General features: G+C 36.7%; 22 protein-coding genes. 14 read left to right on the plus strand and 8 right to left on the minus strand.

The window, feature by feature from the left end; translation table 11 throughout:
• The first annotated feature begins 1 nt into the window (after position 1).
• Both lptC and ACL9RH_RS11070 read left to right on the plus strand, forming a co-directional pair.
• Positions 2–592: an LPS export ABC transporter periplasmic protein LptC gene (lptC, locus tag ACL9RH_RS11065; RefSeq protein WP_422693421.1), complete on the plus strand. Its 591-nt coding sequence runs from the start codon at positions 2–4 to the stop codon at positions 590–592.
• Between the two features lie 10 nt (positions 593–602).
• Positions 603–1,646 (plus strand): anhydro-N-acetylmuramic acid kinase, encoded by a 1,044-nt coding sequence (locus tag ACL9RH_RS11070; protein ID WP_422693422.1) that lies wholly within the window; start codon positions 603–605, stop codon positions 1,644–1,646.
• A 48-nt stretch (positions 1,647–1,694) separates the two neighbouring features.
• On the opposite strand, the gene ACL9RH_RS11075 is transcribed toward ACL9RH_RS11070, so the two are convergent.
• Positions 1,695–2,084 carry an SRPBCC family protein gene (locus ACL9RH_RS11075; protein WP_422693423.1) on the minus strand — a complete coding sequence of 130 codons (390 nt, stop codon included), beginning with the start codon at positions 2,082–2,084 and terminating at the stop codon, positions 1,695–1,697.
• A 36-nt stretch (positions 2,085–2,120) separates the two neighbouring features.
• Here ACL9RH_RS11075 and ACL9RH_RS11080 point away from each other — a divergent pair, with 36 nt between their 5' ends.
• A complete protein-coding gene (locus ACL9RH_RS11080) occupies positions 2,121–2,729 on the plus strand; it encodes an NUDIX hydrolase (protein ID WP_422693424.1) in 609 nt (202 codons plus the stop codon).
• Between the two features lie 74 nt (positions 2,730–2,803).
• On the opposite strand, the gene ACL9RH_RS11085 is transcribed toward ACL9RH_RS11080, so the two are convergent.
• On the minus strand, positions 2,804–4,075 hold the full coding sequence (locus ACL9RH_RS11085) for a UDP-N-acetylmuramoyl-tripeptide--D-alanyl-D-alanine ligase (RefSeq protein ID WP_422693425.1): 1,272 nt from the start codon (positions 4,073–4,075) through the stop codon (positions 2,804–2,806).
• A gap of 152 nt (positions 4,076–4,227) precedes the next feature.
• Positions 4,228–5,829: a gliding motility lipoprotein GldJ gene (gene gldJ / locus ACL9RH_RS11090; RefSeq protein ID WP_422693426.1), complete on the minus strand. Its 1,602-nt coding sequence runs from the start codon at positions 5,827–5,829 to the stop codon at positions 4,228–4,230.
• Between the two features lie 164 nt (positions 5,830–5,993).
• Here gldJ and porU point away from each other — a divergent pair, with 164 nt between their 5' ends.
• The 3 genes from porU (at position 5,994) to ACL9RH_RS11105 (ending at position 13,601) form a co-directional block, all read left to right on the plus strand.
• Complete coding sequence (gene porU / locus ACL9RH_RS11095; RefSeq protein ID WP_422693427.1) at positions 5,994–9,893, plus strand: type IX secretion system sortase PorU; 3,900 nt, start codon at positions 5,994–5,996, stop codon at positions 9,891–9,893.
• A gap of 60 nt (positions 9,894–9,953) precedes the next feature.
• Positions 9,954–11,117, plus strand: a complete 1,164-nt coding sequence (porV, locus tag ACL9RH_RS11100) for a type IX secretion system outer membrane channel protein PorV (protein ID WP_422693428.1) — start codon at positions 9,954–9,956, stop codon at positions 11,115–11,117.
• Between the two features lie 225 nt (positions 11,118–11,342).
• Complete coding sequence (locus ACL9RH_RS11105; protein WP_422693429.1) at positions 11,343–13,601, plus strand: FUSC family membrane protein; 2,259 nt, start codon at positions 11,343–11,345, stop codon at positions 13,599–13,601.
• A gap of 19 nt (positions 13,602–13,620) precedes the next feature.
• Here the strand turns inward: ACL9RH_RS11105 and ACL9RH_RS11110 are convergent, their stop codons facing one another.
• Entirely contained in the window at positions 13,621–14,235 is a 615-nt protein-coding gene (locus ACL9RH_RS11110) for a 4'-phosphopantetheinyl transferase superfamily protein (protein WP_422693430.1), read from the minus strand.
• 167 nt (positions 14,236–14,402) lie between these two features.
• Positions 14,403–14,921 (minus strand): HugZ family protein, encoded by a 519-nt coding sequence (locus tag ACL9RH_RS11115; RefSeq protein WP_422693431.1) that lies wholly within the window; start codon positions 14,919–14,921, stop codon positions 14,403–14,405.
• A 169-nt stretch (positions 14,922–15,090) separates the two neighbouring features.
• On the opposite strand from ACL9RH_RS11115, the gene ahcY reads away from it, so the two are divergent.
• From ahcY to ACL9RH_RS11140, 5 genes are all read left to right on the plus strand, one after another.
• Entirely contained in the window at positions 15,091–16,404 is a 1,314-nt protein-coding gene (ahcY, locus tag ACL9RH_RS11120) for an adenosylhomocysteinase (RefSeq protein ID WP_422693432.1), read from the plus strand.
• Positions 16,405–16,506: 102 nt separating this feature from the next.
• Positions 16,507–17,313, plus strand: coding sequence for a hypothetical protein (locus ACL9RH_RS11125; protein WP_422693433.1), 807 nt, complete (start codon positions 16,507–16,509; stop codon positions 17,311–17,313).
• A gap of 219 nt (positions 17,314–17,532) precedes the next feature.
• Positions 17,533–17,925, plus strand: coding sequence for an inner membrane protein YiaA (gene yiaA, locus ACL9RH_RS11130; protein ID WP_422693434.1), 393 nt, complete (start codon positions 17,533–17,535; stop codon positions 17,923–17,925).
• A 244-nt stretch (positions 17,926–18,169) separates the two neighbouring features.
• Positions 18,170–19,726, plus strand: a complete 1,557-nt coding sequence (locus tag ACL9RH_RS11135) for a BspA family leucine-rich repeat surface protein (protein WP_422693435.1) — start codon at positions 18,170–18,172, stop codon at positions 19,724–19,726.
• Positions 19,727–19,743: 17 nt separating this feature from the next.
• The gene (locus ACL9RH_RS11140) at positions 19,744–21,303 is read left to right on the plus strand and encodes a BspA family leucine-rich repeat surface protein (RefSeq protein WP_422693436.1); all 1,560 of its coding nucleotides are present in this window, start codon (positions 19,744–19,746) and stop codon (positions 21,301–21,303) included.
• Positions 21,304–21,355: 52 nt separating this feature from the next.
• Here ACL9RH_RS11140 and purE read toward each other — a convergent pair whose 3' ends face one another.
• Both purE and ACL9RH_RS11150 read right to left on the minus strand, forming a co-directional pair.
• Positions 21,356–21,859 (minus strand): 5-(carboxyamino)imidazole ribonucleotide mutase, encoded by a 504-nt coding sequence (purE, locus tag ACL9RH_RS11145; RefSeq protein WP_034699885.1) that lies wholly within the window; start codon positions 21,857–21,859, stop codon positions 21,356–21,358.
• Between the two features lie 54 nt (positions 21,860–21,913).
• Positions 21,914–22,744 carry an AraC family transcriptional regulator gene (locus tag ACL9RH_RS11150; RefSeq protein ID WP_422693437.1) on the minus strand — a complete coding sequence of 277 codons (831 nt, stop codon included), beginning with the start codon at positions 22,742–22,744 and terminating at the stop codon, positions 21,914–21,916.
• Positions 22,745–22,830: 86 nt separating this feature from the next.
• Between ACL9RH_RS11150 and ACL9RH_RS11155 the strand changes: the two genes are divergently transcribed.
• Positions 22,831–23,841 (plus strand): zinc-dependent alcohol dehydrogenase family protein, encoded by a 1,011-nt coding sequence (locus ACL9RH_RS11155; RefSeq protein ID WP_422693438.1) that lies wholly within the window; start codon positions 22,831–22,833, stop codon positions 23,839–23,841.
• Between the two features lie 122 nt (positions 23,842–23,963).
• A complete protein-coding gene (locus ACL9RH_RS11160; RefSeq protein WP_422693439.1) occupies positions 23,964–24,872 on the plus strand; it encodes a DMT family transporter in 909 nt (302 codons plus the stop codon).
• Positions 24,873–24,898: 26 nt separating this feature from the next.
• Here the strand turns inward: ACL9RH_RS11160 and ACL9RH_RS11165 are convergent, their stop codons facing one another.
• Positions 24,899–25,807, minus strand: a complete 909-nt coding sequence (locus ACL9RH_RS11165; protein WP_422693440.1) for an alpha/beta hydrolase — start codon at positions 25,805–25,807, stop codon at positions 24,899–24,901.
• A 298-nt stretch (positions 25,808–26,105) separates the two neighbouring features.
• Between ACL9RH_RS11165 and ACL9RH_RS11170 the strand changes: the two genes are divergently transcribed.
• A complete protein-coding gene (locus ACL9RH_RS11170) occupies positions 26,106–26,669 on the plus strand; it encodes a hypothetical protein (RefSeq protein ID WP_422693441.1) in 564 nt (187 codons plus the stop codon).
• Positions 26,670–26,677 lie beyond the last annotated feature (8 nt).

Genomic DNA, 26,677 nt, shown 5'->3' on the forward strand with positions numbered 1-26,677 from the left:
AATGAAATTTTTTAATAAAATATCATATAAAAATATAGCATACCTTTTTAGTTGTGCTATATTTTTTATATTGACATCCTGTGAAGAAGATCTTACCAAAAACAAAGGTACCCAAAGCAAGAATTTCCCTTCACAGATCATTAATAACGCCAATATTATACAGCGTGACTCCGGTTTTATTGTACTTAAGGCAAAAGCTCCTATCATAGAAAAATATGAACTGATAGACAGTCCTTATACCGTAGCAAAAAAAGGAATAGATATTCAGTTTTTCGACAAGAAAAAGCCCAAAATACCTGGAACTATAAAAGCAAAATACGCTAAGTTTTTCGATTATAAACAGTTTTATGAGGCAAGAGGTAATGTAAGAATTACCACCAACGAAGGCCAAAAATTTGCCATGCAGAGTATTTTCTGGGATCAAAGAAAAAAGAGAATCTATACCAAAGATACTGTATATGTAACCATGGAAGACGGTTCTACATTGGTGGGAGCGAATGGTATGACTGCCAAAGACGATTTCTCCGAATATACTTTTTATAATAACTCAGGAGATTTCAGTTCCAAAAGAATTTCCGAGAACAAAAAATAAATCTACCCTCATGAAAGCTCTGGCTATAGGATTGATGTCCGGTACAAGTCTGGACGGTTTGGATATCTGTCTGGCTGAATTTGAAAAAGATAACCAATGGCATTTTCAAATTCTGAAAGCTGAAACCCTTCCCTATTCTGAAGATTGGGAAAACAGGCTTCGAAACGCTATTCACCTTTCGGCAGAAGATCTATTAGAGCTAAATGCAGAATATGGTTTCTATCTTGGCGGGCAAGTGAAAGAATTCATAAGAAAGCATCACATTGAGAATATCAACCTAATTGCTTCCCACGGTCACACAGTCTTTCATCAGCCACACAGGAAATTTACGCTTCAAATTGGAGATGGAAGAGCGATCAAACTGGAAACAGGATTGCCTGTTATTTACGATTTCAGAAGTCAGGATGTACTCATGAATGGTAATGGAGCTCCTTTGGTTCCTATTGGTGATGAGTTACTTTTTTCTGAATATAATGCTTGCCTTAATCTTGGTGGATTTTCCAATATCTCTTTACGGTTAAACAATAAACGAATTGCTTTTGATATTGCTCCCGTGAATATTGTTCTCAACACACTGGCGCAAAAGTTGAATAAAAACTTTGATGAAAATGGAGATCTTGCCAGACAGGGAAAAATCGATGAGAAATTGCTAAGCTGCCTGAATGCTTTAGATTTCTATCAGCAGTCTTATCCTAAATCGTTAGGACTGGAATGGTGTAATCAACACGTATTTCCCTTTCTTGAAGAAATTGAAACATTGGACGCATTGGCAACTTTCACAGAACATATCGCCCAGCAGATTTCAAAAGTGATCAATGAAAATACTATTCAGGACCTTCTGATTACAGGTGGTGGTGCTTACAACATTTTTTTAATTGAAAAAATAAGAGAAAAAACCAGTGCAGACATCATTCTTCCGAAAAAAGAAATCATCGATTATAAGGAAGCTTTGATCTTTGCCTTTATGGGTGTTTTAAAGATGAACAACGAGATCAACGTACTATCTTCTGCAACGGGAAGTACAAACGATCATTGCTCGGGCGTAATAGCGTAAACAAATTAAATAACATAAAAAAGACCTTCATTCCTGAAGGTCTTTTTATTATTTATAAGCTTCGATCTTGTCGGTAAGCGTATTGATAAAGTTCTGTAATGGTTTTTCTACCATCATTTTGATAAACGGGTTGAATTTTCCTTCAAACAACATCTGTACTTCAGTTTGGTTTTCGCTGATAGGATTCAAGGTAGCTGTTAATGAAAAATCTAAGCTTGAACTTGCAGACTTTAAAACCGCTTTCTGATCATTCACTTCATCTATTTTCAAAGCAATTTCAGGCATTCCCTGTAAACCAAATTTAAAACCGTTGTCTCTTGTTTCAAATTTCTGAAGACCATCCGGCATAAAATCTTTATAATTTTCAGGTGACTTCAACAATTCTGAGAGCTCTTTAGATGATTTATTGACAATAATCTTTCGTCCTTCTAAATTCATTTTTTATTTTTGTATTTAAATTCTTAATTCTTACAAATGTATAAAGTTTTTGTGAACGAAAAAAAATTATTGATATCTAAGCATCCTGAGGAACTTGAAAAAAATCTCGGGTATGAAAGTTTCACGACTTTAGAGATTGCGTTGGATATTTTGGAAAATACTTCTGTGAATGAACTGAATGTTTTTGGTGAGAATATTGATGAGATCTGGAGCGAGTTTCAGAAGCTTTTCAGAATCATAGAGGCAGCCGGAGGTTTGGTAAATAATCCTGAAGGAGAAACACTTTTCATCAAAAGACTTGGCAGATGGGACCTTCCTAAAGGGAAAATGGAAAAAGGAGAATCCAGAGAAGAATCTGCCGTAAGGGAAATTGAAGAAGAAACGGGTTTAAGAGATGTTGAACTCATTCAATTTATCAATACCACTTATCATATTTACATTGAAAGGAACGGAGAAAAGATCTTAAAGTGTACCCATTGGTTTGAAATGAAATTTAATGGTGAGGATACTTCAAAACCACAAATTGAGGAAGGAATTACAGAAGTGGCCTGGAAAAATACTGCTCAGATAGAAAGTGAAGTTTTCCCCAGCACTTTTCAGAATATTAAGCTTATCGTGAAAGAATTCTGGGATTCCAGAAAGTAAGTAGTGATATCAAAGATTGAAAGAGGGGCAGGAAGTCATTATTAAACTCCCCTCCCCTGCAGTCTTGTATTTTTTTAAATAAATTCGATCAGTTTTTCCAAAGCAATACCTCTGGATCCTTTCAACAGTATATTTTCCGACTGAATTTTATTTTCTTTCAAGTATTCAATCAATGCCGCTGTGTTTTCAAAAGCTAGTTCTGAGTGGTTTACTGCTTTAAAATGTTTTCCAACTGTGATGATTTCGGTAAATCCTAAATCCTGAGCGAGTTTTAAAATGTTCTGGTGTTCTTTTCCACTTTCTTCACCCAGCTCTAGCATATCACCAATAATGATGGTTTTAGACCCCTCAAAAGTGATGAAATTATTCAAGGAAGCCGTCATCGAACTTGGGTTAGCATTATACGTATCCAATACCATTGTTCTTCCTTCTTTTTTTACTATTTGAGAACGCATATTGGTTGGAGTATATGCTTCAATAGCATTTTTAATTTTGCCAAAGTTAATCCCAAAATGAAGTCCTAAACTTACTGCTGCGCAAAGATTGGTGAAATTATAAGTTCCGGTAAGTTTTGAAACAGCTTTCACTCCATTATAACTTAGTCCTACAAAATGATCTTCCGAGAAAGATTCGAAATCATAATTTGAATCATTTTTACCAAACGTAATGACTGGCGAATAATTCTCAGTTTTTTCAACCTGAATAGGGTCGTTTTCGTTAACTACAATGGTTTTTCCGTTATTTTTAAGATAATCATATAACTCGGATTTTCCTTTGATAACGCCTTCAAAACCGCCAAATCCCTCCAGGTGCGCTTTTCCGAAATTGGTAATATAACCGAAATCAGGTAAAGAGATGGTACATAAGAATTCTATTTCTTTCTGATGATTGGCGCCCATCTCTATGACAGCCATTTCGTGCTCTTCTTTAACGGATAGAATCGTCAAAGGAACACCGATATGATTATTCAGATTTCCTGATGTATACTGTACATTAAACTTTTCCGAAAGTACAGCGTGAATGAGTTCTTTAGTAGTTGTTTTTCCATTACTTCCGGTAAGCCCGATAAAAGGAATAGTCAGCTGCCTTCTGTGATGAATGGCCAATTGTTGCAAAAACTCAAGCGTAGAAGGAACATAGAAAATATTTCTATCTGCGTTTTCAAATTCCCGCTGCTCAACGATAACTGCCAGAGCACCTTCGTCAATAGCTTTTTCAGCCAGAGTTGCCGCATTGAAATTATCTCCGGAAAAGGCAAAGAAAATATCATTTTCTGCGATTTTTCTGCTATCAATGGTTACTTTACCGGCTTGCAGAAATAAAGGATAAAACTGTTCTATATTCATGTGGAAATATATATATATTTTTAGAAGTCATATGTAATCGCCAAATATACACGAGTGTTTCAGACTTTTTAGCCAGAGCGATTTCATGTTTCAAAAATAAAAAAACCTTCCGAAAATTCGGAAGGTTTTTTATAAGTATTTTTTGATAAATATTATCTTCTAGTTCTGCTCTTATCATTAGTTCTAGCATCCTGAGCAACACGGAAACCAATCCAGCCATATGCTTTTCCTTGGTTTTTGTATCTTCTTTGCCCCGGGTCTAGCCAATATGCAGTATCCTGCCAAGAACCTCCTTTTACAACTCTGATTTCGTTAGACATTTCAGAAGTTCTGTCTTTGCTGTCTTTCTGCATTTTCACTCTACCAGTAGCGTCTACGATAAATCTCTTTTTAGGAGAGTTGTACATATCAAATCCTGCAGCAGAATCTGAAGCTCTGTAGTACTCTAGAGAAGATTGTCTGTCACCGTCTCTGTAGTTTCTGTAGTCAGCAATTGTTTCTCTTTCGAATTGTCCAGGAAGACCTTTGTATACTAATCTTCCGTCTGCCAGAGTATCATATTTAATAGTACCCTCGTCGATCATTTTGTAAGTTCCGTCACCGTTTCTTACGATCGTCTGAGGCATATTACCTCTATAATAGTTGAAGTCGTTATAGTCTTCGTCAATGATTGGTCTGTATACGTCCGCAGTCCATTCTGCTACGTTACCATACATTCCGTAAACTCCAAGGTCATTAGATGGATATTGTCTAACATCAGAAGTCTGAGCAGATCCGTCGTTTTTCCATCCAGCAATACCTGAATAGTCACCTTTACCCATTTTGAAGTTTTCAAGGAACATTCCTCTTTCTTTTCCTTTAGTTCCTCTCAATCTTTCGATTTGAGGTTTTTTACCCATGTACTGGTTATACTCTCTGTTCTTAGCCATACCAAGAGCAGCGTATTCCCATTCTACTTCAGTAGGAAGTCTGAACTTCTGTACCATGGCAGAGTTTGGAGCTCTGTTTGCTGCTAGCAATCTCTGGTTGGTAGTTTTCATACCCGTTTTTTGCTGCATTCTTTTTTCGTTGATGTAGCCTTGCATTTCAGGATCATTCGATTTGAATTTATCCATATTAAATGCAGTACCACCCTGGTTGTTGGATTCGTTGATGTACAAATCCTTAGCAATAATACCTGCTTGCATCAAAGCTTTTTCATTGGCTCTATCTGACAACCATTCACAATATCTGTTGGCTTGAGTCCAGGAAACACCTACTACAGGATAGTAGTCGAATTCTGGAGAACGCAGATAAGTTTCATTATAATCGTTTCTAGCTAATTTGTTGTCCCATAATAGAGTATCTGGCAGGGCGCCGTTGTAGATCTCCTTGAAGCTAGGGTCACTTGGTGGGAATACATACTTCAACCATGTAAGGTATTCGCGGTATTCGTAGTTAGTAATCTCAGTTTCTCCGATAAAGAATGAACTTACCTGCATTCTGCGAGGTGTGTTATTCCAATCGTGCATAACATCATCTTTCACTAATCCCATTGTAAAAGTTCCACCTTCTACATATACCATTCCTGGCCAACCCTTCTGTTTTTGTTGCTTTCCTGCAAAAAACCAACCTTGTTTTTCGTTTGGTTTCCAACCCGTCTTGCTGACAAATTTTTTAGTACCGCCTCCTTTGCTGGTCCCTGATCCGCCACAGCTGGTTAATGCAAGTGTAGAACTTAATGCTATTAATGAAAACAACTTTAGTTTTTTCATAGTCGATATAAATATTTTCAAAGTACAAAGAAAAAATAAATTATTCAATAAATCAAGTAATCATTTGATTTTTTTGAAAAACGTTAACAAATTAATTTTATTGTATCACAATTTAATTCTAAAATTTTCATTTATTTTGTAATTTAGCAATTTCAATAATAAACATGAGACGAAAAATCACTCTTTTATCCTTAATCGCTTTTGCATCAACACTTTACGCCCAAAGAAACACTATAGAATGGAATGGTTCTAAAATTCAGGATTTCGGTGACACAAAAATTAATCTTCCTATTTTCAAAAATGAAGGTTTTTCTTTCAGCCAAAATAATGTTTTTATAGTAACCAAGCAAAAAATCGGAGAAAAGCAGTTAAAAATTTCAGACCTCGCCTGGGAGAATGTATCCAATCAGGATTTATTTGAATTAGACAAAGGCAGGCTTCCAGATTATGATGTGGCAGACATTTCATATTATACTTTGGAAGGCGAAACATATGCCAGTATCAGTATTGCTTTATTCAAAAATGTAAAAGGCCGTGTTCAGAGACTTTCATCATTTAATGTTTCAGAAGGCACAGCTCCTTTGAATGCTTCAGCAAACGTCAACAAAGTGGGAACGGCTAACAACCCTCTTTCCAGCGGTAATTTCTATAAAATAAAAGTTGACAAATCTGGGGTATTCAAAATCACAGCCCAATTTTTAAAAGATAATGGGATCAATCCTGCTTCTGTAAATCCTAAAAATTTCAGAATTTATGGAAATGGAGGAATCATGCTTCCTGAGTTCAATCAGGATACCAAATACAGTGCCTTACAGGAAAATGCCATTCAGGTAGTAGGTGAAGATGATGGAGTATGGAATGACAATGATTATGCCCTGTTCTACGCTCAGGGGCCAGACGGGTATAACCTTTATGATACTTCGAACGGAAATGGTTTCAAAAGAAGAGACACCCGATTTTCTGAAAGAAGCAATAATGTGAAGAATATCTATGAAGATTTTTCATACTATTATATTAACTTTGATAAAGGTGCAGGAAAAAGAGTACAGCCTATAGACGGAACACTTCCTGCTCAGCTGATCACCAGATATGACAATTTCCAGGTCATTAATAAAGATCAGAAAAACCTGTTAAAGGTAGGACGAACCTGGGTTGAAGATACACCTTTCAACAGTGAAAAGAATATCGTATTCAATACCAACTCTCCTATTCAGGCTAATGATCTGATCCGATACAGAACTCAGGTGGTCGCCTACAAGTCTCAGCAGAACAGTATTGATTTTAAAATCAATAATCAGGCTCCAACGACCAAAGATGTACCTGCAGATTCCGGAGGAGTACAGTATAATTTTTATCCAATTATTTATTCTGGCTCGATTACTAATCTTACCGGAAACCAGTTAACGATCAATTACAACCCTAATATTTCTAAAAACCCTAACGGAACTTACTACTTTGATTATGTTGAAGTACAGTATAAAGAAAATCTTAGTTTCAACGGTTCACAGATGAACTTCAGAGATTATTCTATTGTAAGTGGAAGTAATGATACGTATGGGTTCAGCATTAATAATGCTAATACTATAGAACAAGTATGGGATGTTACCGATATTACAAATGCTAACAGAAGAGTAAATAAAGCAGGAGCAGGTTCATTTAACTTTGCTTATACTGCTGCTGACCAAAGCTTCAACAATGAGTTTGTAGCTTTCCGTTCGGATGCGGCTTATAGTCCTCAGTTTGTGGGAAGAATTTCCAATCAGAATCTTTCTGCATTACAGAACGTCGATTATCTGATCCTTACTGTTCCTGAAATGATGGGACAGGCACAAAGAATCGCCAGTTATCATCAAACCACCGATAATTATAAGGTAGAAATTGTAGATATCAACAAAATCTATGAAGAATATGGAAGCGGAAGCAGAGATCTTACCGCTATTAGAGATTTTGTCACAAAACTGAACACTCCAAATGGAAGGCTCAGGTATGTATTCATTCTTGGAGATACTTCATATGATTACAAAAACAGAATTCCTAACAACTCCAATGTTGTGTCCAGCTACCAGAGTGAGCAATCTTCAGATTATGTATCTTCGTTCGTTACCGATGATTATATTGTAATGACTCAGCCACAGAATTCTCTTTTAATTGAGAATAATCTACCGGACCTTCCTGTGGGAAGAATTCCGGCAGCTAATGTAACTGAGGCTTCTGATATGATAAACAAAACACTGGCTTACTATAATTCTCTTCCGGGGCAATCCAGTCCTTTTGGAGAATGGCGTATGCGTCTTGATTTTGTAGTGGATGATAATGCTGAAGGAGGAAGCCCTTTCCACAATGTTATGAATTCCAGCTTAGCAAGTATATTTGAACAACCTGGTCAACTTGAACTGAAAGAATATAACGTAAAGAAACTCTATATGGATGCTTTCACTGCTCAGAGCACTTCTGGTGGTTTAAGGTATCCACAGGTGAACCAAGCTATTTCCAATGCTATTGGAAACAGTCTGTATTTATTCTACTTCGGACACGGAGGAATCAACGGATGGGCGCAGGAAAGGGTTTTAACCAGTACGGAGGTTCAGAATGCCAATAACTTCTCTAACATATACAGCAGATTTCCATTCGTATCTACGATCACCTGTGAATTTACTTTATGGGATGAACCGGAAACGAACTCTGTGGGAGAGCAGTTTCTTAAGTTAAAACAAGGAGGAGCTTCTACAATGATTACTTCCAGCCGTGCTATTGGAGTAGACTACGGACGTGATTTCACCAATACTTTCACCCGAAATATCTTCAAATTAACGAATGATGACTTCAGTTCGTTAGGAAACGCTCATTTATTAGCAAAAAAACAAAAAGGGCCCAACAGCAATCACCTTAAAGTAAATTTCCTTGGAGATCCTGCGATGAAATTGAGCAGACCTCAAAGATTATTAACGATTGATAATATTGATACTCCAGTACCGGGATTAATCAGAGGATTAGATTTCGTAAAGGTAAAAGGACATATTAATAAGCCAGACGGAACTCTTAACAATACTTTCAACGGAAAAGTAGCCATCAATATTTTCGATAAAAGATTAAATAAAAAGACTTTAAATAATAATGGAACCCTTGCTCCGGTACTAGATTACACAGAAGAAGGAACAGCCATTGTAAAAGCAGCAGGTACGGCTGTAAACGGAGTCTTCACTTCAGAATTCTACGTTCCTAAAGACATCAATTATGCCGTGGGAGACGGAAGAATATTAGCTTACGCAGACAATAAATCTTCGGATGTTTTCAATAACCAAACCGTTCAGGTAGGTGATATCAATCCAAACGGAATCAATGATAATCAACCTCCAAAAGTAAAACTGTATATGAATAATACCAACTTTGCAGATGGCGGTATTACGAACCAGAACCCGATGCTTCTTGCTTGTCTTACGGATGATACAGGGATCAACTCTACCGGATCAGGAATTGGACACGATATTACAACGTACCTTGACGGACAAATTATCAATACCGTTATTCTAAATGATTTCTATTCTCCGGGAGAAGGTAACGGATGTCTCAACCCTAGCCTTTCCGATTATCAGAAAGGAAATGTAACCTATCCTTTTAAAAATCTGGCCGTGGGACAACACCAGCTAAGCTTTAAAGTTTGGGATATAAACAATAATTCTACAACTGCTACGTTAAACTTTGAAGTTAAGGATGAGTCTGACCAGCATTTGATCATCAACCGACCACTCAACTGGCCAAATCCATTCACTAACAAAACATATATCCAGTTTGAGCACAATTGTGACGATATTCTGGATGTGAATGTACAGATCTATACAATTACCGGAAGATTAGTAAGAACTTTATCTCAACCGGTAGTGGCAGAACCGTTCCTACAGGGCTTTAGAACCCCTCGTCAGGCAATAGAATGGGACGGAAGAGATGATTTTGGGGCGACAGTAGCAAAAGGTACGTATATTTTTAAGATATTTGCAAAAAGTCAAAACCAAGAAAAATGCAAAGGAAGTGCCACAGCTGTAGAAAAAATGGTACTTTTGAAATAATTTAACAAATACATAGACAATAATATTAATAAAAAACTGATAATATATAAAAGACAACATATGAATTTAACTACTAAACTGCTTTTAGGATTTGGTTTGAGTGCTGGTTTTTTAGGCTATTCACAAGATTTGGGTAAAGTAAACCCAGTACTTACCGGAGCTCCTTTTCTAAGAATTGCGCCAGATGCAAGATCTGGTGGTATGGGAGATCAAGGGGTTGTAACCTCTCCGGACGCATTTTCACAGTTCTGGAATGCGGCGAAATATCCTTTTAGCAGAACAAGTTCTTCCATAGGTCTTAACTATACACCTTATATGGGAAAACTTACCAATGATGTATTCCTATTATATGGTGCATTCCATAAGTTCTTGGGGCAAGACGAAAGATCTACTATTTCTGCGAGTATCTATTATTTCAATATGGGACAGGTTGACCTTACCCAGCTGGTAGGTACAGAAATCGCTTCAATGGGTACATCAAAACCAAATGAATTCTCTATTGACGTTGCCTATGCTCTGAAACTTTCTGACTCCTATTCCATGGCTGTAACAGGTAGATTTATCCGTTCAGACTTAGCCGGAGGATTCAACACAGATACAACTCTTAAGCCTGCCAACTCTTTCGCAGTAGATATCTCAGGTTACTATACTTCTCCTAGATTCTCCAGTATTGGTGGATATGATGGTAAAGTAAATGCGGGTTTTGCCGTTCAAAACTTAGGTCCTAAGCTAGATTATACCGGAAACGAAGAATCAAGATCTTATCTTCCTACCATGGCAAGATTAGGGGTTGGGTACGATATGTATCTGGACGATATGAACAGAGTTGGGATTAGCGTAGAAGGTTCTAAACTTTTGGTTCCCGGATCTGAATATGCAGGAATAGACCCGAATACAAGACAGCCTATCTACCAGATTCCCAATGTGGGACCAATGGCCGGTATCGGAAAATCTTTCAAAAACAAAAACAGTATCATGTATAGTGGTGCTTTAGAATATTCATATGATAATGCTTTTTCTGTAAGAGGAGGTTACTTCCATGAAAGTGAAGAGCAGGGAGCAAGACAGTTTGCTACAGCGGGTATCGGATTAAAGTACCGTTCTTTCGGTCTTGATCTTTCTTACCTGATCAATATGTCTAAAATCAATACAGCACTGGATAACACTCTTCGTTTCGGACTTACCTGGAACATTGGTGACGAAACATCCAATAACGACAGATAATTTCTGTAATAACAATACAAAAAGCCTCATCTCTATTTCGATGAGGCTTTTTTTATTGGAAAAAGATGAAAAAGAAAAAGGTATATCTACCAGAATTGTCAATTATTAACCTTTATTGTTCATTTCATAAAGTAAAAACCATGTATTAAAAAAATATAACACTTAAGTTTACAAAAGTCTCTTATTTATGGCGTCTTTTTTAAATCCAATAGTTATTTTTGTAATATGAACTATTCGGCGGAACTAAAAAAATTTGTAACCAGTCAATATGTATATTCTGCAATCAGGATTACATTAGCTACTGTTCTGCCTTGTTTGGTCCTCGCCCACTTCGGAATTTTGAAAGAATATTTCCTTTTTCCATTGGGAACCAGCTTTGTAGCACTTACGGATCAGCCGGGCCCTTTTATCCGAAGAAGAAACGCCCTCACCTTTGCCATTTGCTGTTTTGTATTAGTGGCATTAATTGCCAGTCTGGTGATGGATTTCACAATCCTTGTCATTGCTGAGATCATCATTTTTGGAATGTTTTTCTCTCTGATTGGGGTCTATGGACAAAGACTCGCAGCGGTAGGCTCTCTGTCTTTGGTTGTTTTGGCAATCTTTATAGACGGCCATCTTACAGGAAGTGATATATTGAAAAGTCTCCTGATTTTTGCCTGCGGATGTATATGGTTCCTTCTTATATTCCTTGTGGTAACCACCATTCGTCCTTATAAACTGGCAGGACAAATGATTGGTGAAAATTATCTCCAACTGGCGGAATTTTTAAAAATCAAAGCTAATTATTATCAGAAAAATCCTGACTTTGATAAACTGACCATTCAGGTTATTGCCAAGCAGATTGAAATAAAAAACTTACAGGAAGATACTAGGGAAACTGTTTTCAAAACCAGAACCATCGTCAACGAATCTACGACTACCAGCCGTTTGCTGATGCTGATGTTCCTTAACTCTATGGATCTTCATGAAAAGCTAATGACTTCTGAAAGTGATTATCAGAAACTGCAGCAGAGTTTTGACGACAGCATGATTCTTGTAAATATTCATGACTATCTTAATCTTCTGGCTGAAGAAATCACCAATATCGGAATCGCTCTTCAAAGTGGAACAAGAGCAAAATCGATGGTTAACCTTGAACTTGAGCTGAAAAACCTTAATTATAACTACTTTGAGCTCAGAAACAAGCAGCTTTCTTCCGAGAGCCTTGAAAATTTTATGGTTCTGCGTCAGATTCTGATGCGCATCAATGAAATTACAAAAGAGATCAACGAAATCTATAAAGTCTTTTCTCAGGATATAAAACTGGCAAAAAGTTTATCCACGGGGCTAGACCTTAGAAAGTTTATGCCCAATGAGCCTAAGCTTAATTCTAAGGTACTGAGGAACAATATTTCTCTATCATCTTCTCATTTCCGTCATGCCATAAGAATTACCACCGCTTTATTGCTGGGGTATCTTTTTTCCATGTTTGATTCTTTGGGACTTGGACATACTTATTGGATATTGATCACCATTACCGCCATTCTGAAACCAGCTTATTCCATTACCAAAAAAAGGAATCTCCTGCGTCTTTACGGAACTGTCACAGGCGCTACCATTGCTTATATTATCCTTCACTTTATTCATATAAACAGTGTATTGCTCGCGATTTTGCTGGTGAGTATGATTATGTGTTTCAGCTTTCTCAAAGGTCGTTATTTTTGGGCCGTTTTATTTATGACCATCTATATTTTCCTCAGTTTCAATTTTTTGAATCCTGGAAAAATAAATATCATCTTCAAAGACAGAATTGTGGATACTGCTATTGCCGGAGTTATCGCTTTTTTGGTTTCTTATATTGTACTGCCTGTGTGGGAACATACTCAGAATCTGGATCTGATGAAAAAATCTGCCGCAGACAATCTGATTTATTTTCAGAGTGTAATGTCTAAATTCCTTAAAGGAGATTTTAATATCGAGGATTATAAGGTAAAGCGAAAAAATGCAATCATTTCTCTGGCTAATCTTTCCGATAATTTCCAGCGTATGATTTCTGATCCTAAAAATCAGCAGAAAAAACTGGAAGTTGTCCATCAGTTTGTAGCCACTTCACATCTTGTTACCGCTTATACCGCTTCTCTTTCCCAATATGCACAAAGCAACGAACAGTATCCAGAAATAGATTCTGAAAGCTGGAGCAAAAAAATTGAGGCCGAGATGCAGCAAACCTCTACCCTTCTGAATGGTAATGATGTGAATGAAGCTTTAAAAATGGACAGTCGCCTTGAGCCTGAAGATTCTTCCATTGAAGATATGCTCCTGAAAAGAAAAACAGAAATTGAAGAAAGTAATATTATAGATACAATAGATACGGATAAGATTTCCCACTTAACGGAGCTTAAAAACATCCATGATATTCTTGAACTGATCTACGATGTTGCCAAAGAACAGCGAAAGGTCATTGAAAAATATAAGGCTGAAAAAGTAGACGAAACGGAGTAAATCAACAATCTGAAAGAAATTATTCTTCTACGATGGTAAAACAATAATCGTCAAAAAACTCAACTCTGGCTTTAAATTCATCAGAAAACTGCTCATCGTAAACCCTGCAGCTTATTTTATGCAAATGTTTAAGCTCAAAAGGTTTTACTTCGTAGTTTTTCTTTAAAGACCAATATTTTGAATGATGGATTTTGTACATACTTTCTTTAACACTCCATATAATGGTATAAAAAGTATCTGCTTTGTCTTCCGGAATAAACCCTCTCTCATTTTCATAGGTAAATTTGTCAATTACCCTTAAGATCTTAGGATTGAATTTTTCCACATCAATTCCTATCTTATTTTGAGAAATAGCGATTGCAGCAAATGGAAATGAATGGGTAATAGAAATCTCTGCATCTTTAGGAGACAGAAAAGGTTCTCTTTCTTTGTATAAAATTTTAGAATCTGGTTTCAGCCCTTTCAGCAGCTTACGAACCATCAGTACTTCCAAAAGTTTTTTGGGGTGGTAATCCTTTACTTTTTCTGCATTTTCGGGCTCAAGCAATTCGTTGATATCAAGTTCTTCACTTTCATCATATTTCCACACAAGGATTGTTGCATTATCATCAGAAAAATCTCGGTAAAGGGGCATTCTTTTTTGTACAAATTTTATTGTACAAAAATACTAAAAAGAAATCATTCAAAAGAAGCTTGAAGATGGGAGCTGGAGGATGGCAATAACTCTCTGCTATAAAAACAACAGATAGCCGTACTGATTTTTATTAACTTTCAGAATCCTTCTTCCGACTCCCAGCTTAATTATTTAGACTGATGGTTCGCATCATTTCTGTGCTCTACAATCTCCAGATTTGCATCTACAAAATAAGCGCTTCCGAATCCGTTTACATACGATCCTTTTACAGGCTGCAAAGCAATTAGAATAAAATCTCCCATTTCAGAAATAATATCCACTACTTTTCCGTGAGTTTCTTTAAGTTGAGCAACCACCTGGTTCCAAACTTCTGAATCTCTCTCAATTTGAGAAGTGGTAGATTCAAGAGTTAATCTTTCACGAGCATAGATCTGTTTGGTAGCAGATTCATCTTCAATGAACATTACTGAAGTTTTTCTTCCTTCTGAAAGGTTTTTGGTATGCTTTGCCATGAAAGACACAAGGATATAGAATGTATTACCTACTTGCACAAACGGTGCATAGCTTGAATTTGGAGTTCCTTCCGCATCAACAGTCGCCAAAATAACGCTCTTTGTATTGGTAATAAGCTCTTTTACTTTAGGAGCTACCGGCTTTGTTTTTTTCTCTGTATTTGTATGATCCATAAAAAATATTATTTACGAGATAAAAATAACTATTTATATTAAGACTAAATAATATTAACTCATGTTTAATCTCATAAAATAGAACTTAAATCTGTCGTTTTTATATCTTAATTATTAATTGTAATTTTGCATTTCATTATCAATTGAATTTAAAAACTATTCATTACATATGAGTACTACAACACAATACATTCCTTACAAAGTTAAGGACATTTCCCTTGCAGAATGGGGAAGAAAAGAAATTACCCTTGCAGAAGCAGAAATGCCAGGTTTGATGGCTATCCGTGAAGAATACGGACCTTCTCAGCCACTTAAGGGAGCTAGAATTGCAGGATGTCTACACATGACGATCCAGACAGCTGTACTTATTGAGACATTGGTAGCTTTAGGTGCTGAAGTTACTTGGTCTTCTTGTAATATTTTCTCTACTCAGGACCACGCTGCTGCTGCTATTGCTGCTGCAGGAATTCCGGTTTATGCTTGGAAAGGTTTGAATGAGGAGGAATTTGACTGGTGTATTGAGCAGACTTTATTCTTCGGAGAAGACAGAAAACCATTGAACATGATTCTTGATGATGGTGGAGATTTAACAAACATGGTTTTTGATAAATATCCTGAATTCACAAAAGACATCAAAGGACTTTCTGAAGAAACAACTACCGGAGTACACAGATTGTACGAAAGAATGAAGAACGGAACTTTAGTAATGCCGGCTATCAACGTAAACGACTCTGTTACTAAATCTAAATTCGATAACAAATACGGATGTAAAGAATCTGCAGTAGATGCTGTAAGAAGAGCAACAGATGTAATGTTAGCAGGAAAAAGAGTGGTAGTTTGCGGATACGGAGACGTAGGTAAAGGTACTGCTGCTTCTTTCAGAGGAGCTGGTTCTATCGTTACAGTAACTGAAATTGATCCAATCTGTGCTTTACAGGCTGCAATGGACGGTTATGAAGTGAAAAGACTAGATACTGTGGTAGACAATGCTGATATCATCATTACTACAACCGGTAACTTCAATATCGTAAGAGGAGAGCATTTCCTTAAAATGAAAGATAAAGCAATCGTATGTAATATCGGTCACTTCGATAATGAAATCGATATGGCTTGGTTAAACAAAAACTACGGTGCAACTAAATCTGAAGTGAAACCTCAGGTAGATATCTATACTATTGAAGGTAAAGAAGTGATCATCCTTGCAGAAGGTAGATTGGTGAACTTAGGATGTGCTACAGGACACCCAAGTTTCGTAATGTCTAACTCTTTCTCTAACCAGACTTTAGCTCAAATTGAGCTTTGGAACAATTCTGCTGCTTATGGAAACGAAGTATATATGCTTCCTAAGCATTTGGATGAGAAAGTAGCTGCTTTACACCTTAAAAAATTAAGCGTAGAACTTGAAACTCTTTCTCCTGAACAGGCAGAATACATCGGAGTAGATGTAAAAGGGCCATTCAAACCAGAGTACTACAGATACTAAGATTTACAATACTCTATGATATTATCCCACTATTTCGAAATAGTGGGATTTTTTTATGTAAGCTTTTCACCCATTCCGTATTTTTACAGCCTAAAAAATAACATGAAAAAATTCTTATTTCTGGGAATGATGGCTTCTGTCGTATTCTTTAACAGCTGTAGCAGTAGTAATGACGATAATGAGATCGCTAATAATCCTTCCGTACCTAAGGTATTATTAAGCAAAATTACTATAGTTTATTATGACAATCCAGCTCAGCCACAGACCAGTATACAAACTTTGGAATACAACAATCAAGGTGAGCTTATAAAAACATCGTCAGTATCAGGAACGGCCCAATTCGAATACAGTAACGGGAAACCTTCTAAAACCACTTATTATAAACCAGATGGAACTTTAGACTATTATTCTTCTTATACTTACAATGGAGATCTGCTAACAACAGTAAAAGCAATCTACACGAGTAATCCTGATTACAACAGAACGATTACTTATAGTTATAATACCGACGGGCAGGTAATATCTTCCTCGCTTTGCCAGTCACCGAGCTGCACAAATCCTATTGTAGATACTTATACTTATAGTGGAAACAATATTTCATCAGAAACTTCAGAAGGCGGAGGATCCAGCTATAGTACTAAAATTGTTTATTCTTATGATGATAAACTGAACCCATACTCAAATATCAACAAACATCTCAAAATTATGATGGGAGGTGCCTATGCTGTAAGCAAAAACAATTATCTGACCGAAAAGATAAGTTACAAAAGTAATGGGGTCTGGATACAAAATCAAACGAGAACTTCTACTATCCAATACAACAGCTCAGGATTACCTGTTCAGGTTGTCTCAAAAGAAGCCAACGGAGATCTTTCCGCTCAGTATAACTACGAATATATTACTCAATAGAAATAAACTCTCCAGCTTTGGGGAGTTTTTTTATGATGCAATATCTCTTGAATTCCAAAGCAATTATCTTTTACAATCTCCTAGAAAAGCAAAACAAATTTTGAAAGTATTAAACTAAATTTCTTTCTTCATCCCCGTATTTTACCCATATTTTATCCTCTAATCAACTGAATTTTATAAAAAATGAATATATTTAACGATTAAATAAAACATTAATTCATGAAAAAACAAAAAGTATCGAATGCATTTATAGCAGCATCTTGGGTTGCACTGGGAGCTGGAATGATCGGCTTTATTGTAGGCCTTGCGAGGGCCGAAATGCTGTTGAATGAAAAAGGGTATTATTTCACCATTCTTCTTTATGGTTTATTTGCAGTGGTTTCTCTGCAAAAAGCTGTTCGTGACAAGTTAGAAAATATTCAGGTAACAGATATTTATTACGGCATCTGCTGGTTTGCTACATTATCATCTATTGTACTACTGGCCATCGGACTGTGGAATGCTACCATTCTTCCAAGCGAAAAAGGATTTTATGCCTTTGCATTCTTACTCGCATTGTTTGGAGCTATTGCAGTTCAGAAAAACACCCGGGACAATATGATGCAAGAATAATTTACAAACTCTCCAAATTGGAGAGTTTTTTTATGAATACACCTTACTCACCAACACCTAAATGTTAAAAAAAAGACTAATACAATAAGATATTAAGTTAAAAAAATACATAAATAATATATTTTTAATTATATTTATTCCAACAAACAGTGAAATCATTAAAAAATAGATCAATATAAAACCTATTTTTTAATAATTATCGCTGTACTTATAAAAAACAATAACCATCTGTAAAACAACAAGTATGAAATTCAAGAGAATCTCTATCCTTATTTTCATTGTATCAAGTCTCTTTGTAAAAGCTCAAAACGAATTCATCACCATTTGGAAGCCAGATTCCAACGTAATCCCAACCCTTAATGTAAATGCCCCATTTCAGGCCAGTTCTCAACAAATATGGTTTCCAGGAATAGGTGAAAATTATACCATTACTTGGGAAGAAGTTGGATATCCTCAACACAATGGCATCCTTGACAACGTCACCTCTACCAAACAGGTGCTTATTGACTTCGGAACATCATTCAATGATGGCAGTGCTGCTACGTATAGAGTAAGAGCGAGTAATGGAAACGGTGTTTTCAGACAAATACAATTTGGAGAAGTGCAACTCTTTCCAGGTCCCGAACAGTATATTCCTATATGGCAAATTAATGGAAGCGCTGATAAAATTTTAGAAATAGAACAATGGGGAAATATTACCTGGAAAACGATGAAGAGTGCCTTCAGTAATTGTAAACTGATTCAGATCACCGCCACAGATGCCCCTATTCTCAGCGGCGTTAAAGATGCCTCTTTCATGTTTTATGGTACCCGAAGCTTAACAGGTGCCAGCTCTATGCAATATTGGAATACCTCTACTATTGAAAATTTCAGCTATATGTTTTCTCTTTTATCCGATCCAGCGCCAAGCACATTGCCGGATCAGTTCAACTCACCCTATATTAATAGCTGGGATATGTCATCTGCTACCGATCTCTGTTCTATGCTTGCAGGAAGAGTTATTTTTAATCAGAGTTTAGATAACTGGAATGTTTCCAAAGTAAAAGATATGAGCTGGATGTTTGCGCAGTGTTTAAGCTATAATCAGCGTATGGACAACTGGGATACCTCAAGTCTTGAAGATATGCATTTTATGTTTCATGTCATCCCTGTTTTCAATCAGCCTTTAAATTGGAATACCTCTAAAGTAACCAATATGGCGCATGTTTTTCATGGTTGTAAAGCATTTAATCAATCATTGGAACATTGGGACACGACTCAGGTGACCAGAATGGATCAGTTTCTTAACGACGCCACAAGTTTCAACCAACCGCTCGGAAACTGGAATTTAGCCTCTCTTGGGGATGCCAATGCAGGCTTATATGGGAGCGCCATCAGTTGTGAAAATTACAGTAAAACCCTTGCAGCATGGGCAGACAATCCCAATACAGCTAACAATGTTTCCTTTGGAGCGGTGACACCGCTGAAATATGCACCTAATGTAACCGATAAAAGAGATATTCTTCTCAACAAAGGCTGGGTATTAGCCGGAGATGTACCAGGCAGCTGTTTCTTATCGGTATCTGAGGCACACTCCAACAAAAAAATTTCCCTATACCCTAATCCAGCAGTAGATGATATTCATATAGAAGGATTGGCAGATATCAAAAGCTATAAGATCTATGATGCCAGCGGAAGACTCGTAAAGGAAGGAAATCCTAACAGAGATATTATCAATATCAATAACTTACCAAAAGGCGATTATATTTTACAACTGATCATAAAAGATACTATTATCTCTTCAAAATTCATTAAAAAATAAACATAAAAGCATTCCATATGGTATTAAAAAAATTTTCAACAGGACTTTTTATTTTGCTGTTATGTATGGTGAAAGCCCAGGATGAGTTTATCACCATCTGGAATCCTGCCTCTACTGTGATACAGCCCGTTAGTGTTAGCGCTCCCTATCAGGCCAATAATTATCAAATATGGTTTCCCGGAATTGGTGAAAACTATGACATCTATTGGGAAGAAGTAGGTTTCCCTCAGCATAACGGCTCCCTTATTGGGGTAACTTCCACAAAGCAGGTTTTAATTGATTTTGGATTGTCATTCGCAGATAAAGATACCGCAAAATACAGAGTAAAAGTGAGCAATGGCAATGGCATCTTCAGACAAATAAAATTCGCAGATGTACAGGAGTTTCAAATTTCTGATGGTGTTTTCCCGATATGGGAGATCAATGGAAGTGTTGATAAAATATTGGAAGTAGAACAGTGGGGAAACATTGCATGGGATACTATGAGAAGTGCCTTCAGCCATTGTAAACTCATCCAGATTACAGCAACTGACAGTCCCAACCTTAATAATGTTGAAGACGCTGCTTATATGTTTTATGGTATAAAAAGCTTTATGGGTAACAGCTCCATGCAAAACTGGGATACTTCAAAGATTAAGAATTTCAGGTTTATGTTTGCCGTTATTTACGACAGTCTCAATGCTACACTTCCTGATCAGTTCAATTCTCCTTATCTTAGTAACTGGAACACCTCATCAGCAACAGATCTTAGCTATATGTTTACAGGAAGGTCAATTTTTAACCAAACATTAAACAACTGGAATGTTTCTAAGGTAACTGATATGAAATGGATGTTTGCTCTTTGCCCAAGCTACAATCAACCTATGGATCAATGGAATACCTCAAGTCTTGAAAATATTGGTTATATGTTCCATTTCGATTCTGCTTTCAATCAGCCTTTAAACAGCTGGAATACTTCTAAAATTACCAATATGGCCCATGCTATTCATGGCTGTACAGCTTTTACTCATACGTTAGAAAGTTGGGATATGACCAAAGTTACCAGAATAGACCAAATCCTAAAAGAAACTCCGAACTTTAATCACTCTCTCGCAACCTGGAATCTTGCCAGCGTTAGTAATGGTGCCATGGCATTAACTGAAGCAGGAATGGATTGTGAAAATTACAGTAAAACATTAGCAGGATGGGCAGATAATCCTAACACCGCCAATAATATTGATTGGGGTAGTTTAGCGCCTTTAACCTATGCTGCCAATGCAGTAGATAAAAGAAATATTCTTCTCAATAAAGGCTGGATAATGGCAGATGATACGGTTGGAAACTGTTTGCTATCATTATCAGATCCAAAACTAAGAAAAAAACCTTTACTTTATCCTAATCCTACAGTAGACGATATTCACATTGAAGGATTAAATGATATTAAAAGTTATAAAATTTATGACGCTGGCGGAAGACTGGTATTGCAAGGCAACCCTAATAAGGATATGATTAATGTAGGATCTTTACCCAAAGGAAATTACATTTTGCAGCTCATTCTGAAAGATACTACCCTCTCTTCGAAATTCATTAAGAAATAAAACAAAGAAGCCTCGCTGAAAAGTGAGGCTTTTATTTTGAGTATAAAATAAACTATTTGTCGAAATGATTAGGATGCTGCGCTTTGATATCATCCACAGTTCCCAACACTTTATCTTTTAAAGAATCCTGATATTTCTGAAGTTTTGCGGCTACTTCTTCATTACCGCTTCCTAAAATTTTGGCTGCCAGAATTCCCGCATTTAAAGCTCCGTTTAAAGCTACTGTGGCAACAGGTATTCCGCCAGGCATCTGAAGGATAGATAAAACAGAATCCCATCCGTCTATAGAGTTACTGGACAAAATCGGAACCCCAATCACCGGAAGTGTAGTACAGCTTGCCACCATTCCCGGAAGATGAGCGGCACCTCCTGCTCCTGCAACGATAACTTTTAAGCCTCTTTCCTGAGCTGTTTTGGCATAATCGAACATTCTTTCTGGTGTTCTGTGTGCTGAAACTACAGTCAATTCATATGGAATATCCAGGCTTTTAAGAAAATTTGCAGCCTGTTCCATGATCGGCAGATCACTCTGACTGCCCATAATAATTCCTACCATCTTCAATTTTTATTAGATGGTCAAAGATAAAAGTCTTCTTTCAAAATCACAACTTTATTCGTTTCTAAATAAAGACGGAGAGATTCCTTTTATCTTTTTGAAAAAGCGATTAAGGTGACTTTTATCCGTAAATCCGAATTCATCCGCTATTTCACTGATCCGCATATCGCTGTGCCGTAAACGGTTTTCTATAAGTTCCATTTTATACTGAACAACATATTCGTTTAAAGTCTTTCCCGTATTACTCTTAAAATAACGCCCGATATACGTTTTTGAAATTCCGAATACCTTACTGATATTTTCACTCGTCAGTTTTTTCGGATGATAAATATTACCATGAACATATTGAATAATATCAGCAACTTTATAATCAGTGCTTTCTCTCACTTCCAGTATTTCTTCTTTCATCAAATTTTGAGCTACTGTTGTCAATATGGTCTGTACCAAAAGATGGATCAGTTCATTGGCGTAGAAATTCTTACTCTGCATTGCAATCATAAGACTTTCCATAAGTTTTTTAATCATTTGATGATCATTCTCTCCTTTAATAACGGCTCCCTGTAAAGTATGGTTGGAAAAACTCTGTTCTATACGCTTCAAAAAATCTTTTGTCATCGTATGGAACTGAAAAAAAACCTTATTGAATCTTATAAAAAAAAGCTGTGTTTTTGTTGCAAAGGTAAAACGGTGAGCATCTTCCGGAATGAGTAGAAAAAGGTGTCCTTCACGATAAGAAAATGTATTTCCGTTAATATCCTGTGTGCCTGTCCCAGAAACAATATAAACCAATTCAAAAAAGCTGACTCTATGATCTCCTCGCGGGCATACCTCCATTGCTTCCTTTAAATCAAGTTCAAACGGTTGTTGTAGAAAATCTTTTTTCATGACAATATTATACCCTTTTATGATGTAAAAATACAACATATTACTATTATTAATCACAGAAATTTGCAGAACTAAAAAGAAAAACAATGAATTTAAATGTCAATACAACAAAAATGAAAGCCCTTGTATTAGAGCAATTTGAAAAGCCTTTTGTAACAAAAGAAATGGATAAGCCTATTCCTAAAGATCATGAGGTTCTAATTCAAATCAAAGCATCAGGATTAAATCCTTTAGATCTTAAAATAAAAAACGGACAGGCATCTCATGCTCAGGTAACCCTTCCCGCTGTATTGGGAATTGACATGTCAGGAATCGTTGTACAAACCGGTAAAGACGTTAAGAATTTCAAAAAAGGAGATGAAGTTTTCGGAATGGTGGGTGGTGTTGGTGGGCATCAGGGTACTTTAGCAGAATATATTACGGCAGACTCAGAACACATCAGCTTAAAACCCAAAAACATTTCATTTCAGGAAGCAGCTGCAATTCCTCTGATATTCATTACTGCCTGGGAAGCGTTAGTAGATCAGATCAATATTCAAAAAGATCAGACCGTATTAATTCATGGAGGAACAGGCGGTGTTGGGCACATGGCTGTACAAATTGCAGTTGCAAAGGGAGCAAAAGTATACGCTACAGCAAGTTCTGGTAATATGAAAAAGATAGAAGCTTATCATGCCCAACCCATTGACTATACCAACTCATCTGTTGTACAATACGTAGATCAATATACTTCAGGAGCAGGTTTTGATGCAATCGTGGATACCGTAGGAGGAAGTGTACTTGATGATTCTTTTCAAGCCGTAAAAAAATATACAGGCCACGTAGTGAGTATTCTTGGATGGGGCACCCATAATCTGGCTCCTCTATCCTTTCGGAATGCCAAGTATTCCGGAGTTTTTACCCTCTATCCTTTGCTTGCCGGTGAAAGAAAAAAACATCATGGAGATATTTTAAAAGAAGCCGCACAACTCCTTGAGACTGGAAAAATAAAAGTGCAGCTTCATCATCAGACTTACTCTTTGGAACAGACCGAGATGGCGTACAACATTCTTGAAACGGGAAAAACAACCGGAAAAATCGTCATTAACATCTCTTAAAACAGGAACAATCTACAACTCCACGATATTGGCCAATATCTGTATCATTAAAAATCTAACAATCTGTACCCATACCTTTCATTAAAAAACAGCTAAATTTGTTCGTTACACTTTAATTTACCTTGAAGAATTATAAACTTATTTTCGCAGTTCTCACTGTTGCTATGGTGTGGGGAACTACATTTTTAGCCATCCGTATTGCTGTAGAAACCATTCCGGCCTGGTTTGTAGCCGGAATTCGCCAGTTTCTGGCTTCTGTTATCATGCTTTGTGTACTTCTCTCAAGGAAACAGTTCAAGTGGATTGGATGGAAAAATCTGGGCTATCAGATTGTCTTTGCTTCACTGATGCTTGTTATTGCCAATGGAATGACCACAGTGGCAGAAGAAAGTGTATCCAGCAGTCTGGCTTCTCTTATCAGTGCCTGCTCTCCTATTCTTGTATTTTTGGGAAGTGTGGCCGTTGGGTTGCAGAAATTCAGTTTTCGTGCTTTTGCCGGTGTTCTGATGTGCTTCAGCGGAATACTTTTTATCTTTTGGGATGGCCTTAAAGATTTAGCAAACCCCGAGTACAGAATGGGAATGATCTTTCTTTTCTGTGCCATTGGCGGTTGGGCTTCAGGAACTATTTTCACTAAAAAATTAAATATCCAGAGCGGAAATATCACACTGAATTTATTTTATCAGTTCCTTTTTGCGGGAGTTGTCCAGATTATCTTTGCTTTTGCCTTTTCTGAAAACTATAACTTTGGAAACTGGACTCCGAAAAGTATTTTTGCAATGCTTTACCTTTCTATTTTTGGTTCTGTGGCTGCTTTTTTTGCTTTTCATTACGCACTCACCAAAATTTCTCCGGTGCAGGTTTCCATCCTGGCTTATATCAATACAATTATTGCTATATTTTTAGGCTGGCTGATTATGGATGAACAGGTTACATTCAAGTTTATTCTGGCCGCAGTACTCATCATCTGTGGTGTTTTTATTATCAATTATAAACCAGAGATGTTCAGAAAGCAGAAACAGATTGCATAGATAATTCCTCTTTGCAAAGTAGATAATTAAAAGCCGTTTATTTTCAGCCAATTCAAAAACATCGCTGGCCATTCAACGGTGTCGGTTCCTTTTTTACCTAATCCCCAGCCGTGTCCTCCCGTTGAGAATAGATGAATTTCGGCTGGAATTGTATTATTTTTTAAGGCCTGATACATCAAAATACTGTTTTCTACAGGGGAAATCGGATCATCCTTTGCATGGGCTAAAAAAGTGATCGGAGTCTGAGCATTCACCTGTCTTTCAACGGAGTATTTAATTTCCTCTTCTTTATCAGACGTCTGCCCCAGTAAACTTTTAAAAGAATGAGTCTTATTATTAGGAGGAAGCATCGAAACGACTGGATAAATCATTCCTGTAAAATTCGGTTGGGCAGAAACCTTATCAATATCATCTTTCGGCGGATAATAGGCAGTATCAAATGTTGAAGAAATATACCCTGCAAGGTGCCCTCCCGCAGAAAAACCAAGTACACCAATCTTATGGGGATTGATTTTGTATTTTGCGGCATTGTTCCTGATTATTCTCATAGCACGCTGTGCATCCTGGAAAGGAACTAATTTTGTAGACCAACCCTCATCAGGAAGTCTGTATATCAATTCAAAAGCCGTAATTCCCTGAGATTTCAGCCATTCAGCTGCAGGATAGCTTTCTGAGCCGGATTCTATATGTGCATACCCTCCTCCACTTATGATCAGCACAGCGGTTCCAATAGGATTTTTTGGTTGATGAACGATCAGTTGGGGAACACTGACATTTGTAAAGGAGCCTTTCGGAGATATTTGGTTGCTTCCTCCAGGACCGGGACCATCCGGAATATTTTTCCAAAGAGGAATAGATGGCAAATTATTTTGTAATGCATTCTGTCCGAAAACAAGACCTGACAACCATAAAAAAACAAAAAATATTTTTTTCATTTTACTGAATTTTTAAATATCATTTAAATAGATACAGCAATTTGAAACACCTCAACGGTTCAAAACTGTCTCTATTTATTGATTATTAAAATTACTACATATGGTTGATAAGTCGTATAGAGAATATGAGATTTAATATTTTTATAAGGTTTTAATTTTTGAGTTTCTAAAATGAGCTTTATAACCATGTTTGCTCTCGTTAAACAGTTAAATCTGATGGAAAAATATCACACAAAACAAAGATATTTTCTTATGTTTTCCTTATTTTTCCTTATATTGTATACTCAACTCATACAATATGCTGAAAAACACATTTTTTTTATTTCTGGCTGCCTCTTTTATTTTAGTAAGCTGTGATTACAAAGAAAAAGAGAAAAACCTAACAGACAGAGAGAAACAATTATTGGAGAAAGAAAAATTATTTGCTAAAAAAGAATCAGAATACCAATCTCTTCTAAAAATGAGAGACAGTATTTTCGCCAAGAAAGATTCGGTAGTTATTGCGACCTGGCCTACAGAAATTTCCGGCCCCTGGAATGGAAAAGTGATCTGTACAGAATCCAGCTGCAGCGATTATGCTGTAGGCGACCAACGTACAGACATCTGGGAATTCGATAATGATTCTACCCAGCCTATTACCAAAATCATCAATAACAACAACTTGGTAAGGTTGTATACAGGTAAATTTGAGAATAATGAGATCAGACTTTCTTTCAAAACTGATTCCACGGCTAAAAAAAATGTAGAAATGAGCGTTCTTCTGAATGACATTTCTGATAACAAAATCAAAGGAACAAGAACCATCACTTCCGATGGCTGTACGGCCAAGTTCTCTGTTGAATTAGTACGTTCCACCAAATAAAAAACACT

Source organism: Chryseobacterium sp. Mn2064 (genome assembly GCF_049319685.1).
In the GTDB taxonomy this organism is placed as follows: Bacteria; Bacteroidota; Bacteroidia; order Flavobacteriales; family Weeksellaceae; genus Chryseobacterium.